At 63.4% G+C, this 16,745-nt stretch carries 18 protein-coding genes; 6 read left to right on the forward strand and 12 right to left on the reverse strand.

What is annotated here, in order from left to right; genetic code table 11:
* Nucleotides 1-21 precede the first annotated feature (21 nt).
* The 4 genes from ACK8OU_RS04035 to ACK8OU_RS04050 all read right to left on the reverse strand — a co-directional run bounded on the left by ACK8OU_RS04035 (nt 22) and on the right by ACK8OU_RS04050 (nt 2,865).
* On the reverse strand, nt 22-159 hold the full coding sequence (locus ACK8OU_RS04035) for a hypothetical protein (RefSeq protein ID WP_410302103.1): 138 nt from the start codon (nt 157-159) through the stop codon (nt 22-24).
* 70 nt (nt 160-229) lie between these two features.
* Complete coding sequence (gene mutT / locus ACK8OU_RS04040; RefSeq protein WP_410302104.1) at nt 230-628, reverse strand: 8-oxo-dGTP diphosphatase MutT; 399 nt, start codon at nt 626-628, stop codon at nt 230-232.
* Nucleotides 625-2,001, reverse strand: coding sequence for a bifunctional glutamate N-acetyltransferase/amino-acid acetyltransferase ArgJ (gene argJ, locus ACK8OU_RS04045; RefSeq protein ID WP_410302105.1), 1,377 nt, complete (start codon nt 1,999-2,001; stop codon nt 625-627). The genes mutT and argJ overlap by 4 nt, the downstream gene beginning before the upstream one ends.
* Before the next feature lie 18 nt (nt 2,002-2,019).
* Nucleotides 2,020-2,865 (reverse strand): peptidylprolyl isomerase, encoded by an 846-nt coding sequence (locus tag ACK8OU_RS04050; protein ID WP_410302106.1) that lies wholly within the window; start codon nt 2,863-2,865, stop codon nt 2,020-2,022.
* Between the two features lie 186 nt (nt 2,866-3,051).
* Between ACK8OU_RS04050 and secA the strand changes: the two genes are divergently transcribed.
* Together secA and ACK8OU_RS04060 are read left to right on the forward strand one after the other, a co-directional pair.
* On the forward strand, nt 3,052-5,712 hold the full coding sequence (secA, locus tag ACK8OU_RS04055; RefSeq protein WP_410302107.1) for a preprotein translocase subunit SecA: 2,661 nt from the start codon (nt 3,052-3,054) through the stop codon (nt 5,710-5,712).
* 52 nt (nt 5,713-5,764) lie between these two features.
* Nucleotides 5,765-6,259: a hypothetical protein gene (locus ACK8OU_RS04060; RefSeq protein ID WP_410302108.1), complete on the forward strand. Its 495-nt coding sequence runs from the start codon at nt 5,765-5,767 to the stop codon at nt 6,257-6,259.
* Between the two features lie 11 nt (nt 6,260-6,270).
* Here ACK8OU_RS04060 and radC read toward each other — a convergent pair whose 3' ends face one another.
* From radC to dnaK, 3 genes are all read right to left on the reverse strand, one after another.
* Nucleotides 6,271-7,038: a RadC family protein gene (gene radC / locus ACK8OU_RS04065; protein WP_410302109.1), complete on the reverse strand. Its 768-nt coding sequence runs from the start codon at nt 7,036-7,038 to the stop codon at nt 6,271-6,273.
* A gap of 80 nt (nt 7,039-7,118) precedes the next feature.
* On the reverse strand, nt 7,119-8,264 hold the full coding sequence (dnaJ, locus tag ACK8OU_RS04070) for a molecular chaperone DnaJ (RefSeq protein ID WP_410302110.1): 1,146 nt from the start codon (nt 8,262-8,264) through the stop codon (nt 7,119-7,121).
* Between the two features lie 63 nt (nt 8,265-8,327).
* The gene (gene dnaK, locus ACK8OU_RS04075) at nt 8,328-10,298 is read right to left on the reverse strand and encodes a molecular chaperone DnaK (RefSeq protein ID WP_410302111.1); all 1,971 of its coding nucleotides are present in this window, start codon (nt 10,296-10,298) and stop codon (nt 8,328-8,330) included.
* Nucleotides 10,299-10,415: 117 nt separating this feature from the next.
* On the opposite strand from dnaK, the gene ACK8OU_RS04080 reads away from it, so the two are divergent.
* Nucleotides 10,416-11,051, forward strand: coding sequence for an alpha-ketoglutarate-dependent dioxygenase AlkB family protein (locus tag ACK8OU_RS04080; protein WP_410302112.1), 636 nt, complete (start codon nt 10,416-10,418; stop codon nt 11,049-11,051).
* A gap of 5 nt (nt 11,052-11,056) precedes the next feature.
* Here the strand turns inward: ACK8OU_RS04080 and ACK8OU_RS04085 are convergent, their stop codons facing one another.
* Genes ACK8OU_RS04085 through ACK8OU_RS04100 form a run of 4 tightly spaced genes read right to left on the reverse strand, consistent with a single transcriptional unit; the run spans nt 11,057 to nt 13,379 of the window.
* Nucleotides 11,057-11,497: a MarR family winged helix-turn-helix transcriptional regulator gene (locus ACK8OU_RS04085; protein WP_410302113.1), complete on the reverse strand. Its 441-nt coding sequence runs from the start codon at nt 11,495-11,497 to the stop codon at nt 11,057-11,059.
* Nucleotides 11,494-12,324 carry a carbon-nitrogen hydrolase family protein gene (locus ACK8OU_RS04090; RefSeq protein ID WP_410302114.1) on the reverse strand — a complete coding sequence of 277 codons (831 nt, stop codon included), beginning with the start codon at nt 12,322-12,324 and terminating at the stop codon, nt 11,494-11,496. The genes ACK8OU_RS04085 and ACK8OU_RS04090 overlap by 4 nt, the downstream gene beginning before the upstream one ends.
* 3 nt (nt 12,325-12,327) lie before the next feature.
* The gene (gene grxC, locus ACK8OU_RS04095) at nt 12,328-12,585 is read right to left on the reverse strand and encodes a glutaredoxin 3 (protein ID WP_410302115.1); all 258 of its coding nucleotides are present in this window, start codon (nt 12,583-12,585) and stop codon (nt 12,328-12,330) included.
* A 35-nt stretch (nt 12,586-12,620) separates the two neighbouring features.
* On the reverse strand, nt 12,621-13,379 hold the full coding sequence (locus tag ACK8OU_RS04100; protein ID WP_410302116.1) for a ComF family protein: 759 nt from the start codon (nt 13,377-13,379) through the stop codon (nt 12,621-12,623).
* 1 nt (nt 13,380) lies between these two features.
* Between ACK8OU_RS04100 and ACK8OU_RS04105 the strand changes: the two genes are divergently transcribed.
* Both ACK8OU_RS04105 and hemH read left to right on the forward strand, forming a co-directional pair.
* On the forward strand, nt 13,381-14,217 hold the full coding sequence (locus ACK8OU_RS04105; protein WP_410302117.1) for a methyltransferase domain-containing protein: 837 nt from the start codon (nt 13,381-13,383) through the stop codon (nt 14,215-14,217).
* A 109-nt stretch (nt 14,218-14,326) separates the two neighbouring features.
* Nucleotides 14,327-15,394 (forward strand): ferrochelatase, encoded by a 1,068-nt coding sequence (gene hemH, locus ACK8OU_RS04110; RefSeq protein WP_410302118.1) that lies wholly within the window; start codon nt 14,327-14,329, stop codon nt 15,392-15,394.
* 57 nt (nt 15,395-15,451) lie between these two features.
* On the opposite strand, the gene ACK8OU_RS04115 is transcribed toward hemH, so the two are convergent.
* Entirely contained in the window at nt 15,452-16,057 is a 606-nt protein-coding gene (locus tag ACK8OU_RS04115; RefSeq protein ID WP_410302119.1) for a L,D-transpeptidase, read from the reverse strand.
* Nucleotides 16,058-16,230: 173 nt separating this feature from the next.
* Between ACK8OU_RS04115 and dalA the strand changes: the two genes are divergently transcribed.
* Nucleotides 16,231-16,740 (forward strand): divisome-associated lipoprotein DalA, encoded by a 510-nt coding sequence (gene dalA, locus ACK8OU_RS04120; RefSeq protein ID WP_410302120.1) that lies wholly within the window; start codon nt 16,231-16,233, stop codon nt 16,738-16,740.
* Nucleotides 16,741-16,745: the final 5 nt, after the last annotated feature.

The following is a 16,745-nucleotide window of genomic DNA, read 5'->3' on the forward strand; positions in this document are numbered from 1 at the left end:
TAGACCCCGAAACGCCGCCGCTCAGGCGGCGTTTTTTGTTACCGGAACCCCTGTAAAACGGTCCTCGCCAACCCGGACCACGGCCTTTCCGTCATCACGCAGCTTTTCCAGCATGCCCTGAATGAAGATGTAGTTTCCAATGGTGATCGTGCAGAACATGTTATCCCCCTGTTGTTCTGACAACAGGGATAGCGCCCGAATCTTAACGGAAACCGAACAGCGTCGGCGTCTAAAGCCAGTCGCGCAGGATCGGGATCAGCGGTTCATCGGCGGGCGGCATCGGATAGCGGCGCAGGTCCGTCGCCCGCACCCAGGCCAGTTGCTGCCCCTCGCGCGGCTGCACGATGCCCTGCCACTTGCGGCAGGCGAACAGGGGCATCAACAGGTGGAAATCGGGATAGCTGTGGCTGGCGAATGTCAGCGGCGCCAGGCATGAGGCCCAAGTGTCGATCCCCAGTTCCTCATGCAATTCGCGGATCAACGCGGCCTCGGGCGTCTCGCCGGGTTCGACCTTGCCGCCGGGGAATTCCCACAGCCCGGCCATCGACTTGCCCGCAGGGCGCTGCGCCAGAAGGATGCGGCCGTCGGCATCAATCAGTGCGACGGCCGAAACAAGGATGGTCTTCACGAACGATAATCCGCGTTGATGTCGATGTAGCGGTGCGTCAGATCGCAGGTCCAGACGGATTTCGCCGCCGTGCCAAGACCCAGATCCACCCCGATCACAAGCTCTTGCCGCTTCATATAGGCCGAGGCGGCGGCCTCGTCATATTCAGGCACACGCCAGCCCTTTTCGGCAAGGACCATGTCCCCAAAGCTGATCTTCAGCCGGTCGCGGTCGGCCTTGGCGCCCGATTTGCCCACGGCAGCCACGACGCGGCCCCAATTTGCATCCCCGCCCGCGATGGCGGTCTTGACCAGCGGCGAATTGGCGATGGACATGGCGACGCGATGGGCATCGGCGGCATCGGCGGCGCCGGTCACGCGGACTTCTACGAATTTCGTCGCACCCTCGCCATCCTTCACCACCTGATGGGCCAGATCCATCATCACGGCGCGCAGGGCAGCCTCGAAATCGCGGGCGGGCTTGGACCGCATGTCCTTGATTTCCGCTGCCGCGCTGCGCCCGGTTGCCGCGACGATCAGCGCGTCCGAGGTCGAGGTGTCGCTGTCAACGGTGATGGCGTTGAACGTATCATCCACCTGGCGCGAAACGATTTTCTGTAGGTTCGCGGCCGAGATCTTCGCATCGGTGAAAATATAGACCAGCATCGTCGCCATGTCGGGCGCGATCATGCCCGACCCTTTGGCAATGCCGGCGATGCGGATCACGCCGCCGTCGCCCTGCACCTCGGCGCCGGCGCCCTTGGGGAAGGTGTCGGTCGTCATGATGGCGCGCGCGGCAAGTTCAATCGCTGCGCCGTCCAGCGCCTGCGCCAGATCGGGCACCTTGGCGGTGATCCGGTCATAGGGCAGCGGCTCGCCGATGACGCCGGTGGAGGACGAAAAGACGCGACTGGCGGGCAGGCCAAGTTCAGCCGCGACCGCGCCGGTGACGGCATCGACGGCCTCTTGCCCGGCGGCGCCGGTGAAGGCGTTGGCATTGCCCGAATTCACGATGATCGCGGCGCCCGCATTCGCCGGAACTTTCATCTTCAGCTTTGCCTGACAGTCAAGCACACAGGCCGCGCGGGTCGAGGACCGCGTGAAGGCACCGGCGACGACCGTCCCCGGCGCAAGGCGGGCCAGCATCACATCGGTGCGGCCTGCATAGCGCACGCCCGCCGCGATCGCGGCAAAATCCACGCCGTCGATCTGCGGCAGGGCGGGGAACGCCGCGGGGGCCAGCGGCGAAATGGGGTTGGCCGCCTTTGCCTTTTGCGCGGCCTCGGCGACCGCCTCGACCGTGGCTTCAAGGCCGTGCTCGATCTGACCCTTCAGCAGCTTCACCTTGGCCTTCAGCTTTTCGACCTTGGCCTTGAGTTCTTTCCGTTTCGCCATCGTGCCCGCCCCTTTGGATCAATCGCCCAGTATCGTGCTGTCCTTGAGGACCGCCGGATCGACACCCTCGACATTGCGTTCCACCTTGGCTTGATCGACGGCCTCTGTCACGCGGCTTTCAACGGCTTTCTGGCGCAAATCGCCTTCCAGTTCCATCCGGACATCCTCGATCGTCGGCGCCTCGGCCAGGCGCGTTTCGATCAGCTTCACGACGTGCCAGCCGTATTCGGTCTGCACGGGGCCTGCGATGTCGCCGGGCTGCATGGCGGCCACGGCATCGCCGAAGGGCTTGACCATCACGTCCAGCCCGAACCAGCCCAGATCGCCCCCATTCGCGGCGGCGCCATCGGCGGATTTTTCGCGCGCCACGGTGGCAAAATCGGCACCGTTCTCAATCTGGGCCTTGATCGCGGCGGCCTCTTCCTCGGTTGCGACGATGATATGGGCGGCATTGTATTCGCGCGAGGGTTCCGCATCGGCAAAGCGGGTGTTGTAGGCGTCCTGGATGCTTTCCTCGGTGACCGCCGCGGTGGCGGTGCGGTCCAGCACGGCACCGGCCAGATAGGCGCGGCGATCCACCTCCAACGCGGTTTCGTCGCGCTTGGTCAGATTGCCGGCGCCGATCTCGGCCAGGGCGGTTTGCTGGATCAGCTGGTCCAGGATGCCGTTGAACAGGATGTCATCGGGCAGCTGCTGATATTCCGCAGGCAGGCCGTCGCGCACCGCAATCATGTGGCCCAGGGTGATTTCCGTGCCATTGACGGTGGCCATCACACTGTCCGCGGTCAGCCCTTCGGCCACTGCCCCCTGTGCCAGCGTCAGCGACAGCGCGGTTGCGCCAAGGAATCGGGTCACAAGGGACATATTAAGCCTTTCCATCCGGGCCGCGGTCCCCCGCGGCGTTGACACTCTGACAGGCGGCGCTTACATCGCCTAGGGTCCTGTGAAGGCCGCTCCGCCCTTTTATTCGCTTGCCGTTCTAGGCTTGCGCGAGGACGCGGGCAAGGCCACGCGTCACACGATTTGGTCAAGCGAACCCGCGGAGAAAAAATGCTCGGGCTAGGAACACTCGCGAAGAAGGTCTTTGGCACGCCGAATGACCGCAAGGTGAAATCGGTCCGCCCGATCGTGGCGAAGATCAACGCGCTGGAGCCCGAGTTCGAAAAGCTCAGCGATGCGGGGCTGAAGGAAAAGACGGCTGAACTGAAGGCGCGGGTGCAACAAGGCGAAAGCCTGGATGCGCTGTTGCCCGAGGCCTTCGCCAATTGCCGTGAGGCCGCCAGGCGCGCCCTGGGCCTGCGGGCCTTTGATGTGCAGCTGAAGGCCGGCATCTTCCTGCATCAGGGCAATATCGCCGAAATGAAGACCGGCGAAGGCAAGACCCTGATGGCGACCTTCCCGGTCTATCTGAACGCGCTGACCGGGCGCGGGGTGCATGTCGTCACCGTGAACGACTATCTGGCCCGGCGCGATGCGGAATGGATGGGCAAGGTCTATGGCGCGCTGGGGCTGACCACCGGCGTCGTCGTACCGTTCCAGTCCGATACCGAAAAGCGTGCCGCCTATGCCGCCGACGTGACCTATGCCACGAACAATGAACTGGGCTTCGACTATCTGCGTGACAACATGCGCAGCCGGGTTGAGGACATGATGCAGCGCGACCATTATTTCGCCATCGTCGATGAGGTCGATTCCATCCTGATCGATGAGGCGCGCACCCCGCTGATCATCTCGGGGCCGTCGCAGGACCGTTCCGAACTGTACAAGACGCTGGATCGCTTCATCCCGGAAATCCAGCCCGAACATTTCAAGCTGGATGAAAAGGCGCGCAACGCGACCTATTCCGAAGAAGGCAACGAATTCCTGGAAAAGCGCCTGCAGGAAGCGGGCATCCTGCCCCCCGGCCAGTCGCTTTACGACCCGGAAAGCACGACCATCGTGCACCACGTCACCCAGGCGCTGCGGGCGCACAAGTTGTTCTACAAGGATCAGAATTACATCGTGCGCGACGGCGAGGTTGTCCTGATCGACGAATTCAGCGGCCGGATGATGCCGGGCCGACGCCTGTCTGACGGGCTGCATCAGGCGATCGAGGCGAAAGAGGGCGTGACGATTCAGCCCGAAAACGTGACGCTGGCCAGTGTGACCTTTCAGAACTACTTCCGCCTGTATGAAAAGCTGGCCGGCATGACGGGCACCGCCGCCACCGAGGCCGAGGAATTCATGGAAATCTACAAGCTGGGTGTGGTCGAGGTGCCGACCAACCGCCCCATCCAGCGCAAGGACGAACACGACCGCGTCTATCGCACCCAGCGTGAGAAATACGCCGCCGTGATCGAGGCGATCAGGGAATCGCATGCCAAGGGCCAGCCGATCCTGGTGGGGACCACCTCGATCGAGAAATCCGAAATGCTGTCGGGCATGCTTCAAAAGGAAGGCATCGCGCATAACGTCCTGAATGCGCGCCAGCACGAACAAGAGGCCAGGATCGTGGCCGAAGCCGGTCGCTTCGGCGCGGTGACGATCGCCACCAACATGGCTGGCCGCGGAACGGATATTCAGCTGGGCGGCAATGTCGAGATGAAGGTTCTTGAAGAACTGGCCGCCAACCCCGAAGCGCATCCCGATGAGATCCGCACCCGGATCGAGGCGGAACATGCCGCCGAAAAGGCCAAGGTGCTGGAGGCGGGCGGCCTGTTCGTTCTGGCCACCGAACGCCACGAATCGCGGCGCATCGATAACCAGTTGCGTGGCCGTTCGGGGCGGCAGGGCGATCCGGGCCGGTCGCTGTTCTTCCTGTCGCTGGAGGACGATCTGATGCGGATCTTCGGCTCGGACAAGTTGGATGCCGTGCTGTCGAAACTGGGCATGAAGGAAGGTGAGGCGATCGTTCACCCTTGGGTGAACAAGTCGCTGGAACGGGCGCAGGCCAAGGTTGAGGGCCGCAACTTCGACATCCGCAAGCAGCTGCTGAAGTTCGACGACGTGATGAATGACCAGCGTAAGGTCATCTTTGGTCAGCGCCGCGAGATCATGGAAGCCGAGGATATTGAGGAAATCGCCCGCGACATGCGCCATCAGGTCATCGATGACCTGGTTGATGAATACATGCCACCGAAATCCTATGCAGATCAATGGGATATCGAAGGTCTGCGCAAGGCCGCGACCGAGGCGCTGAACCTTGATCTGCCGATCGCTGATTGGGCGGCCGAGGAAGGTGTGGATCAGGACGGCATTCGCGAACGCCTGGAAGCCGCGGCCGATGGCTATATGGCGCAGAAGGCCGAAGCCTTCGGCGCCGAAAACATGCGCTCGATCGAAAAGCAACTGTTGTTGCAGACGATCGACACCAAGTGGCGCGAGCATCTGGTGACGCTGGAACATCTGCGTTCGGTCGTGGGCTTTCGTGGTTATGCGCAGCGCGACCCGCTGTCAGAATACAAGACCGAAGCGTTCCAGCTGTTTGAAACCATGCTGGACAGCCTGCGCGCCGATGTGACCAAGCGGTTGGGCCAGATCCGCCCGCTGACCGCCGAGGAACAGGCCGAGATGCTGCGCCAGATGACCCCCGCAGCGGGTGCGGCCAATCCGAAGGCCCGCCCCGGTTTTGATGAAAACGATCCGGCAACCTGGGGCGATCCGGCGCGCAATGATCCCTGTCCCTGTGGTTCGGGGGAAAAGTTCAAGCATTGCCACGGGCGACTCGCCTGATTGGGGCGAAATCGGGCAAAGACGGGGCGGCCTTCGCCATCCTTTCAATATCTTGCTGGTCCACGCGAAGGCCGCGCAAGATTTGCTGCGCGCCACGGTTATCAAATGGTTAATGCTGCCATTCCAGAGTCACGCCATCGCCGTATTTGTTCCCTACGATTCTGGTCATGATCGCTACGACTTGGGGGGCATCATGTGGACGAAGCACCGGATTGTTACGATTGCCGCGACGCTGGCCCTGGCTGGCGGTATCGGCCATCTGATGCAACATGCCGATGTCATCGGTGAACGGATCGCATATGCGCTGCAGGCCACTGACGCATCTACAGACGGTGCGACAAACTTGGGCATCCGCAACGTGACCCCGGTGATGGCAACAATTTCCGCGCCCCGGGCGGGTATCGCGCTGAAACCGCTGGCGGCGGGGTTGCGGCTGCCAGATCTGCCCGTGCGGCGCATTCCCAGGGATCAGGACGTGCCGACCCCGCCCCAGGACGCCCGCGCCGACCTTGCCTGTGGCGGGCCGCCCTGCGCCAATCGGCGCTGAAAAAAACGTGGTCAAAGGTATCCGCTGCCGCGAAAGCTCAGCTCGCGGTTTTTGCCGATGATCAGATGGTCGTGAAGAACGATACCAAGAACGGCCGCCGCTTCCTGAATCTGGGCGGTCATGGTGATGTCCGCCTCTGACGGGGTTGGATCGCCTGAGGGGTGATTGTGTGCAAGGATCAGCGCCGAGGCGTTCAGTTCCAAGGCGCGCTTGACCACTTCGCGCGGGTAGACCGGCACATGGTCAACGGTGCCGCGCGCCTGTTCCTCATCCGCGATCAGAACGTTCTTGCGGTCCAGATACAGAACGCGGAACTGTTCCGTTTCACGATGCGCCATCGCGGTATGGCAGTAATCCAGCAGCGCATCCCAGGATGACAAGACCGCCCGGTTCATCACCCGTGCGCGCGCCATGCGATGCGCCGCTGCCTCGACGATCTTAAGTTCCTGTATCACGGCCTCGCCAACGCCCGGAACCTTTCCCAAGCGCGCGGGTGGGGCGGACAGAACACGGTTGAAATCGCCGAATGTCTGTAAAAGGCGGTGCGCCAACGGTTTTACATCTTGCCGTGGAATGGCGCGGAACAGGATCAGTTCCAGAAGCTCATAATCGGGCATGGCCACAGCGCCGCCCTGGATGAACCGGCTGCGCAGGCGCTTGCGATGGTCCTGGATGTAGGATGGCAGGCGGTCCCCCCGCAGCGGCAGAGCGATGGCCTCATCGGTATCGCCGAAAAGCGGAAGGGGGACTTCGTTAAAGGCGTTCGGGTGCTGGCTCATGTCGGCAGCTTCGCCGATTCGGCATGAAAAAAGGGTTAACTCGCCACCGGCATGTGAAAAGGGCGCCCGCAGGCGCCCCGTCAGCCTTTCATTCCATCCCAGAAGGTCTTGACCTTCTTGAAGAATGACGCCCCTTCGGGGTTGTTCTCGGCTTCGATCTTCTCGAATTCGCGCAGCAATTCCTTTTGGCGTGCCGTCAGGTTAACCGGCGTTTCGACTGCCAGTTCGATCACCATGTCACCAATGCCACCGCCGCGCAGCGCGTGCATGCCTTTGCCACGCAGCCGCATCTGACGCCCCGACTGGCTGCCAGCCGGAATTTTTACCCGGCTGCGGCCGCCTTCGATCGTTGGCACCTCGACCTCGCCGCCAAGGGCTGCGGCGGTGATCGACACGGGCACGCGGCAGAACAACGTCACCCCGTCGCGCTGGAAAATCGCGTGGTCGCGCACTTCGATGAAGATGTACAGATCGCCCGACGGCCCCCCGCGCAGACCTGATTCGCCCTCTCCGGCCAGACGGATGCGGGTGCCGGTTTCCACCCCTGCAGGGATGTTGACGGCAAGCGTCCGTTCTTTCTCGATCCGGCCGGAACCGTGGCAGGCGCGGCAGGGGTTCTTGACCACCTGGCCTTGGCCGCCGCAGGTCGGACAGGTCCGTTCGACCGTGAAAAACCCGTTCTGCGCACGGACCTTGCCCATGCCGGAACATGTCGGGCAGGTCACGGGTTCGACCCCGCCTTCGGCCCCGGTGCCGTTGCAGGCGGTGCAACCGGCCGATCCCGGCACGGTGATCTGCTTTTGCGCGCCGGCAAAAGCCTCTTCCAGCGTGACGCGCATGTTGTAGCGCAGGTCCGATCCGCGGGTGGCGCGCGAACGCCCGGCGCCCTGGCCGCGGCCCCCCATGAAATCGCCGAACAGATCCTCGAACACATCGGAAAAGGCGCTGGCGAAATCGCCCTGGCCATAACCACCACCGCGCGGACCGCCACCCATGCCGCCTTCGAACGCGCCGTGACCGAACCGGTCATAGGCTGCCTTCTTGTCGGCATCCTTCAGCACGTCATAGGCTTCGTTCACTTCCTTGAACTGGGCTTCGGCGTCGGGATTGTCCTTGTTGCGGTCGGGGTGAAGTTCCTTCGCCTTCGTGCGATAGGCCTTCTTGATCTCATCGGCCGAGGCCCCGCGGGCCACGCCCAGAACCTCGTAGAAATCGCGTTTTGCCATTCATGCACCCCCTGGGGGAACGTGGAACGGGCCCGATCGGGGCCCGCTCTGCAGTTCCGGCGCTTACTTGCGCTTGTCTTCGCCCATATCCTCGAAGTCGGCATCGACGATGTCATCGTCCACGTCGCGCGGACCGTCTTCATCGGCAGGGCCGGCCTCGGCCTGCTGCGCCTTATAGATCGCCTCGCCCAGTTTCATCGCGGCATCGGTCAGGTTCTGGATGCCGCCCTTGATCTTGCCGGCATCTTCGGACTTGAGCGTTTCTTCCAGCGCATTGGCGGCCAGCTCGATCGCCTCAACGGTCGAGCCGTCGACCTTGTCGCCATGTTCTTCCAGCGACTTGCGGGTCGAATGCAGCAGGCTTTCGGCCTGGTTCTTCGCCTCGACCAGTTCCTTGCGCTTCTTGTCGGCTTCGGCATTGGCCTCGGCGTCGCGGACCATCTTTTCGATTTCGTCATCGGACAGACCGCCCGAAGCCTGGATCGTGATGTTCTGCGATTTGCCGGTGCCCTTGTCCTTGGCGCTGACCGACACGATGCCGTTGGCGTCGATGTCGAAGGTCACCTCGATCTGCGGCATGCCGCGCGGCGCGGGCGGAATGTCTTCCAGGTTGAACATGCCCAGCAGCTTGTTGTCGGCCGCCATTTCACGTTCGCCCTGAAACACGCGGATCGTCACGGCGTTCTGGTTGTCTTCGGCGGTCGAAAAGATCTGTGACTTCTTCGTCGGGATCGTGGTGTTGCGGTCGATCAGGCGGGTGAACACACCGCCCAGCGTTTCGATGCCAAGGCTCAGCGGTGTCACGTCCAGCAGCACGACATCCTTCACGTCGCCCTGCAGCACGCCGGCCTGAATGGCGGCGCCCAGTGCCACGACCTCATCGGGGTTCACGCCCTTGTGCGGCTCTTTCCCGAAGAAATTGGTCACCTCTTCCACGACCTTGGGCATGCGGGTCATGCCGCCGACCAGAACGACCTCATCGATATCGCCCTTGGACAGGCCCGCGTCCTTCAGCGCCGCGGCGCAGGGCTTGAGCGAGGCCTTGATCAGGTCGGCCACCAGGCTTTCCAGCTTGGCGCGGGTCAGTTTCATGACCATGTGCAGCGGCGTGCCGGATTTCATGTCCATCGAGATGAACGGCTGGTTGATTTCCGTCTGCTGGCTGGACGACAGTTCGATCTTGGCCTTTTCCGCCGCCTCTTTCAGGCGCTGCAGGGCCATCTTGTCCTTGGTCAGGTCGACGCCATGTTCCTTTTTGAACTCCTCGGCGAGGTAGTTCACGATGCGCATGTCAAAGTCTTCACCGCCCAGGAACGTGTCGCCGTTGGTCGATTTCACCTCGAACAGGCCATCGTCGATTTCCAGGATGGTGATGTCGAAGGTGCCACCGCCAAGGTCATAGACCGCGATGGTTTTGGTTTCCTTCTTGTCCAGGCCATAGGCCAGCGCGGCCGCGGTCGGTTCATTGATGATCCGCAGCACTTCAAGGCCGGCAATCTTGCCCGCGTCCTTGGTGGCCTGACGCTGGGCGTCGTTGAAATAGGCGGGAACCGTGATGACCGCCTGGGTCACCTCTTCGCCCAGATACGATTCTGCGGTTTCCTTCATCTTCTGAAGGATCACGGCCGAAACCTGCGCGGGGGAATATTTATCGCCGCGAACTTCGACCCATGCATCGCCGTTGCCCCCGTCAACGATGTTGTAGGGCACCAACTTGCGGTCCTTTTCAACCTCAGCGTCGGTGACGCGGCGGCCGATCAGGCGCTTGACGGCAAAGATCGTGTTGGCGGGGTTGGTGACGGCCTGACGCTTGGCGGGCTGGCCCACAAGGCGTTCGCTGTCGGTATAGGCGACGATCGAGGGCGTCGTGCGCGCCCCTTCGGAATTTTCGATCACACGGGGCTGCGACCCGTCCATGATGGCAACGCAGCTGTTGGTGGTCCCGAGGTCGATCCCGATGACTTTGGCCATGATTTGCACCTCTTGTTGCGGCGATGTAGCGGGGTCCGGGTCCGATAAGGCCCCCGGCCCCAATCCCTGGGTTTCACATGTCTGCCGGTTCCCGACCCTGTCGGAACCCGGCGTCCCGGCGTATATAAGGAGGGGTCATGGACCCTGCAAGCACCCGCGCCAAAGGAACATCGCAAGAAAATGACGGATTTTCCAGAACCCGCCGAAACCCGCCCCGATCCGGTCGAAATCCGCGGTTTTCTGCATTTTCCCGGATGGCTTGATCTGCAAGAGCAACGCGCGATGGTGGCGGATCTTCGCGCGGTGGCGGCCGCGGCGCCGCTGTTTTCGCCGATGACGCCCTATGGCCGCCCCATGAGCGTCCGGATGACCTCGGCGGGGCGCTTTGGCTGGGTCTCGGACCGGCGCGGCTATCGCTATAGCGAAACCCATCCCGAAGGGCTGCCCTGGCCCGCGATCCCGCACAGCGTTCTGTCGGTCTGGCGCGCGGTGTCCGGTTCGGCCCGGATGCCGGAATGCTGTCTTGTGAACTTTTACGACGGCCATGCCCGGATGGGGATGCATCAGGACCGGGATGAGACCGATTTCACGCAGCCGGTCGTGTCCATTTCACTGGGCGACGACGCGCTGTTCCGGATCGGCAATGAAACCCGGGGCGGGCGGACACAAAGCCTGTGGCTGCGGTCGGGCGATGTGCTGGTGATGGGCGGGGCCGCGCGGCTGCTTTATCACGGGGTCGACCGCATCGCGCCGGGCAGCTCGCCCCTGTTGCCCGGTGGCGGGCGGATCAACCTGACGCTGCGGGTGGTGACCTGAATGGGCTAGCCGTCTTCCAGCCGGATGCGCAATTCGCGCAGCACGGGCAGGGCGGCACGGACCTTGTCGGGGCCGATGTCGCGCACGATGTCCGAGATGACCGGCATGAAAGCGGCCAGCGCCGCATCGCGCGCGGCGCGCCCGGCGGGGCTGATGGCGACGAACTTGCGCCGGGCATCGTCCCAATCGGGGCGGATGTGGACATGGCCGGCCCAGACCAGCTTGGACAGCGTGTTCGTCATGGCGCCGCGGGTCACATGGAAGGTCGCGGCAAGCTGGGCGGGGGTGCGTTCCTCGTTGATGTGGGCCAGATGATTAAGCACCGAGAAATGCGAAATCTCCATCCCCTTCGGCAAAACCCGGCTGATGCGGTTGCGCGCCAGCTGATCGGCCATGAAGACCTCGGAAAACAGCGTTGCCGCAAGCGGATCGACAGTCTCGGTCATGGGCCTGTGAAGTCCCGGTCATGGGTGATCGAGGGCACGCGGCCGCGGGCCTGATCGACGCGCGCCATGTCCAGATCAACCAGGGTGATGCCCGGCGCATCGCCGCCATCTGCCAGGACCTCGCCCCAGGGGGCAACGGCCAGGCTGTGGCCATGGGTGCGCCGCGCGCGTCCGGCATGGGCGGCATGGGTGCCGCATTGCGCAGGTGCCAGCACGAAGCAGCCGTTTTCAATCGCACGGGCGCGCAGCAGGCTTTCCCAATGCGCGGCGCCGGTGGTGTTGTTGAAGGCCGCCGGCACCGTCAGGATCTGCGCGCCCGCCTTGGCAAGGCGCCGGTACAGATGCGGGAAGCGCAGGTCATAGCAGATGCTAAGCCCGATCGCGGCGAAGGGGGTCTGTGCCAGGACCGCCCGTGCCCCGGGCCGGTAGCCCTCGGATTCGCGGTAGCGTTCCGTTTCCGACACATCGACGTCAAACATATGAATTTTGTCATAGCGCGCCGCAATCGACCCATCGGGGGCGATCAGGAATGACCGGTTCGCAAAGCGTCCGTCCGCGTCACCCGATTTCAGGCCCAGCGATCCGATCAGCAGCCAGATCCCCAGTCCCGCCGCCTCGGCCCGCAGGGCGGCAAGTGTCGGATCGGTGGCTTCGTCATGCAGAACGGCCTTTTGGTGCGCCCGGTCCGACGACAGCAGGTTGGTGCATTCCGGTGTCAGCACGAACCCCGCCCCCTGCGCCGCGGCCTGGCGGACAAGGCCGGCCGTTACCGGCAGGTTCGCTACCGGATCATCGGAAACCGACAGCTGGATCAGGGCCGCGCGCATCGCTTAGCCCGCCAGAAGCTGGTCAAGCTTGCCGGCGTGGTCCAGTGCATGCAGATCGTCGCAGCCCCCCACATGCCGCCCGCCGATGAAAATCTGCGGGACGGTGCGGCGGCCATTGGCCCGCTGCATCATCGTGGCACGCAGGGCGGGGTCGGCGCCGACGTCGGTTTCCTCAAACGTAACACCTTTTTTTGTCAGCAGCGCCTTGGCGGCGATGCAATAGGGGCAGGTGCGGGTGGTATAGATCTCGACGCGTTTCATGCAACATCCCTTCCGTCGGCAAAGACTATAGGGATTTAGGCATCCTTCGCAACGCGCGCCAGTGAAAGAACGGATACGTCTGCGGCCCCCGCTGCCAGACAGGCCCTGGCGGCGGCGGTGAATGTCGCGCCGGATGTCATCACGTCATCCACCAGCAGCACATGCCGCCCTTGCACCAGCTTTGTGCGCCGGGGCGCCACGCGGATCGCACCGTCCAGATTGGCAAAGCGTTCGGCGCGGCTGCGATGATCCTGGCTTGGGGTGGCGTGGGTGCGTTGCAAAAGATCGGGGCAATGGTCCAGTCCTGCCCGTGCCGCCAGCTTGGCCGAAAGCAAGGCGGACTGATTGTAGCGCCGTTTCAGCAGGCGCAACCGATGCAGCGGAATCGGCGTGATCAGCATGCCTGGCCGCAGGATCGGTCCGGCCGCCCGATACAGCCAGCCCGCCATCGGCGGCACAAGGTCAAGCCGGTCGCCATGCTTCAGCGCCAGCACCAGCCGTCGCGCCGTACCGTCATAGGCCAGCGCCGCGCGGCCCCGCCCCCAGGGGCGGGGAACGCCAAGGCAGTCGTCACAACGGTCATCCTCCGTTCCTTCGCCCGGCAGGGGGGCGCCGCATTGGTCGCAGCACAGGCCCGTCAGAAAGGGCGTCTCGCGCCAGCAGGGGCCGCACAGGCCGAAATCATCCCCCACCGCCTCGCCGCAGGCGATGCAGCGCGGCGGAAACACCAGATGCAACGCGCGCGTCATCGCCGCTGGCATCCCGGCCCGAAGCGCCTTAATCTTCGCCCCCATCATGACCACACCGCCCCTTCTGACCGATCGTTCCGCCCTTGACCGAAACCGCGCCCGCGCGCGGCGCAGCGGACCTGCGCTGTTCCTGCACGACGACGCCGCCGCCGAGCTTGAGGAAAGGCTGAACGAGGTTAACAGAACGTTTACGGCACCGGCTGTCGTGACGGCTTTTCCTGATCCGTGGCGCGAAACCCTGCCTGCGGCCCGGATCGTGGCGGATGATGAGGTGCTGGACCTTGCCCCCGGCGCGCATGATCTTGTGGTGCATGCACTGGCTTTGCATTGGGCCAATGACCCGGTCGGCCAGATCGTGCAGGCCGCGCGGGCCTTGCGCCCTGACGGGTTGTTCATCGCGGTGATGTTTGGCGGTCAGACGCTGGCGGAACTGCGCGCCGCCCTGGCCGAGGCCGAGGTGGCCGTGACGGGCGGTCTGTCGCCCCGTGTCCTGCCGATGGGCGAAATCCGCGATCTGGGCGCTTTGTTGCAACGCGCGGGCCTGGCCCTGCCGGTGGCTGACAGCGTGTTGCGCCGTGTCAGCTATGCCGATCCGTTCCGGCTTATGGCCGATCTGCGTGCCATGGGCGAGGCCAATGCCCTGACCGGCCGGCGCAGAACCCTCACGCCCCGAGCGGTCTTTGCCCAGGCCGCCCGGCGTTATGCCGCGGCCTATGCCGAACCCGGTGGCCGCGTTCGCGCCAGCTTTGACATGGTCTGGCTGACCGGGTGGAAGCCGCATGAAAGCCAGCAAAAGCCGCTGCGTCCCGGATCGGCGGCGGCGCGTCTTGCCGATGCGCTGGGCGCGGCCGAACAATCCGCCGGTGACAAGGCCGGGCAATAACGCCGCGGACCGAACCACAAGGCCGCATTGACGCCCCCGCAAAACGCTATAAGTCGGGCTCAATCCAAAAGCCGATGCCAAAAGCCCAAGACAGCACAGGACGACAGTGATGACCAAGGAATTGATTCACCCCGGCCACGGCCGCCTTGCCCATGCCCCCGCCGATCACCCGCCGGTGCCGCGCAAGAAGATCGGGGTACTGCTGGCCAACCTGGGCACGCCGGACAATTACGACTATTGGTCGATGCGGCGCTATCTGAGCGAATTCCTGTCGGACAAGCGTGTGATCGATTACCCGCGCTACCTGTGGCAGCCGCTGCTGCAGCTGGTGATCCTGACGAAACGCCCCTTTACTTCGGGGGCGAATTACAAGTCGATCTGGAATCATGAGGCAAACGAAAGCCCGCTGATGACGATCACCAGGGCGCAGACCGCCAAGATCGCCGCCGCCGCGCAGGCCGCCTGGGGCGATGAGGTGATCGTCGATTTCTGCATGCGCTATGGCAATCCCTCGACCAAATCGGTGGTGGACCGGCTGGTTGAACAAGGTTGTGAAAAAATCCTGTTCTTCCCGCTGTATCCGCAATATGCGGGCCCCACCTCGGCCACGGCGAATGATCAGTTCTTCCGCGCGCTGATGGATATCAAGCGTCAGCCCGCCGTGCGGGTCGCGCCGGAATATGTCGACCGGCCCAGCTATATCGAGGCGCTGGCGCAATCGGTGGAACGTTTCTATCCCACGCCGGACAAGAAGCCCGATGTGCTGGTGGCGTCCTATCACGGCATGCCCAGGCGCTATCTGATGGAAGGCGACCCCTACCATTGCCAATGCGCCAAGACGACACGATTGCTGCGTGAACGGCTGGGCTGGGGCAAGGAGGATATCCACACCACCTTCCAGTCGGTCTTTGGCAGCGAGGAGTGGCTGCGCCCCTACACCGTCGAACATGTGGCCGAGCTGGCCAGACAGGGCAAGAAAAACATCGCCGTGATCTCGCCGGCCTTCTCGGCCGACTGCATTGAGACGCTGGAAGAGATCAACGGCGAAATCCGCGAGGCCTTCGAACATGCCGGGGGCGAAAGCTTTACCTACATCCCCTGCCTGAACGATGATGACGCCCATATCACCGCCCTGATGGAGGTGATCGCTGAAAACCTGATGGGCTGGATCAAGTAAGCCGGGACCCGGCTTTTGCCCCGCAGTATACTGGCTGCGGGGCTTTCATGTACCAGGTCAGATAATCAGAACCTGCGTGCCGACCTTGGACAGGTTGAACAGTTCGGCGATGTGTTCGTTGTAAAGGCCGATGCATCCGTTCGACGACTTGCGCCCGATCTTGCGCGTGTCATGCGTGCCGTGGATGCGATAATATTGCCACGACAGATGCAGCGCATGGGTACCCAGCGGGTTGTCGGGCCCGGGCGGCACATAATCGGGCCATTCAGGATTGCGCTGCTTCATCGCCGGGGTCGGCGCCCAGCTGGGCCCTTCGACCTTGCGGATCACCTCGGTCCGGCCGCGGCGCGTAAGGTCGTCGGATACCGGGATCGAACTGGGGTAAAGCTTGTAGACCATCTGATCCTCGGACCAGAAATGCAGCGCCCGCGAGGTGATATCGACCAGAATCGCGCCATTGCGGGTGTCGTTGAAATAAGGCCGCCAATCTATCGCGCGGAAGCTGGAAATGTTGCGCCGCATGTTGGTGTTCGCGGATTCCTCGAACGTCTGCGCACCGGCATCCAGGGTCTGCGCGGCGCCCGGCATCGCCAGACCGGCACCGAACAGCGCGGCGCTGCCAAGAAAGGCCCTGCGGTTGAGCGTCTTGCGCACGTCAGTCATCTTGTCCACTCCATCGACACCGGACTTTTGCCGGATTTTGCGTTTTAGATATGGCCTGCGTGCCGCAGGTGCAAATCAAACGGATGTCATCACGCATGTTCACGCAACTGTGGGTTTGCGGCGCTTGGACCAAAGATGTAAGGCTCTGCGCTATTCAGCAGAGGGTGGGCCCGATGAATATCGTCAAAGGTTTGATAATGCTTGGCGTTCTTGCGCTTGCCGCGTGTGAGCCGGCGGGCCCGCCGCTTGGACCGGATGGCAAGCCGCTGCCGCAGATGTACCGAATCCGCCCCGGTGACGAGGCCGAAATCACCGCCCGCGTGCTTGATTCGGTCAATACGCTGCGGGCCGCACGCAGCACCGCACCCGTGGTGATGAACCCGCAACTGACGGCATCCGCAGCGGCCCATTCGCGCGACATGGCCGCACAGAACCGGCCCTGGCACTTTGGTTCGGACGGGTCGTCCCCGCTGGATCGCGCCCGCCGGGCGGGCTATATGGCGCAGGTCCTGGGGGAAAACATCTCGGAAACCTTCGAAACCGAGATCGAGACGCTGTCCGCCTGGATGGCGCTGGCCGATACGCGGGACGTGATCCTGAACCCTGCCGCGCGCGAAATGGGTTTCGCCTGGTTCCAGGAACCGTCGGGCAAGATCTGGTGGACGATGGTCACGGGTGGCTGACGCCC

The organism is Pontitalea aquivivens (assembly GCF_046507575.1).
Taxonomy (GTDB): domain Bacteria; phylum Pseudomonadota; class Alphaproteobacteria; order Rhodobacterales; family Rhodobacteraceae; genus Pontitalea; species Pontitalea aquivivens.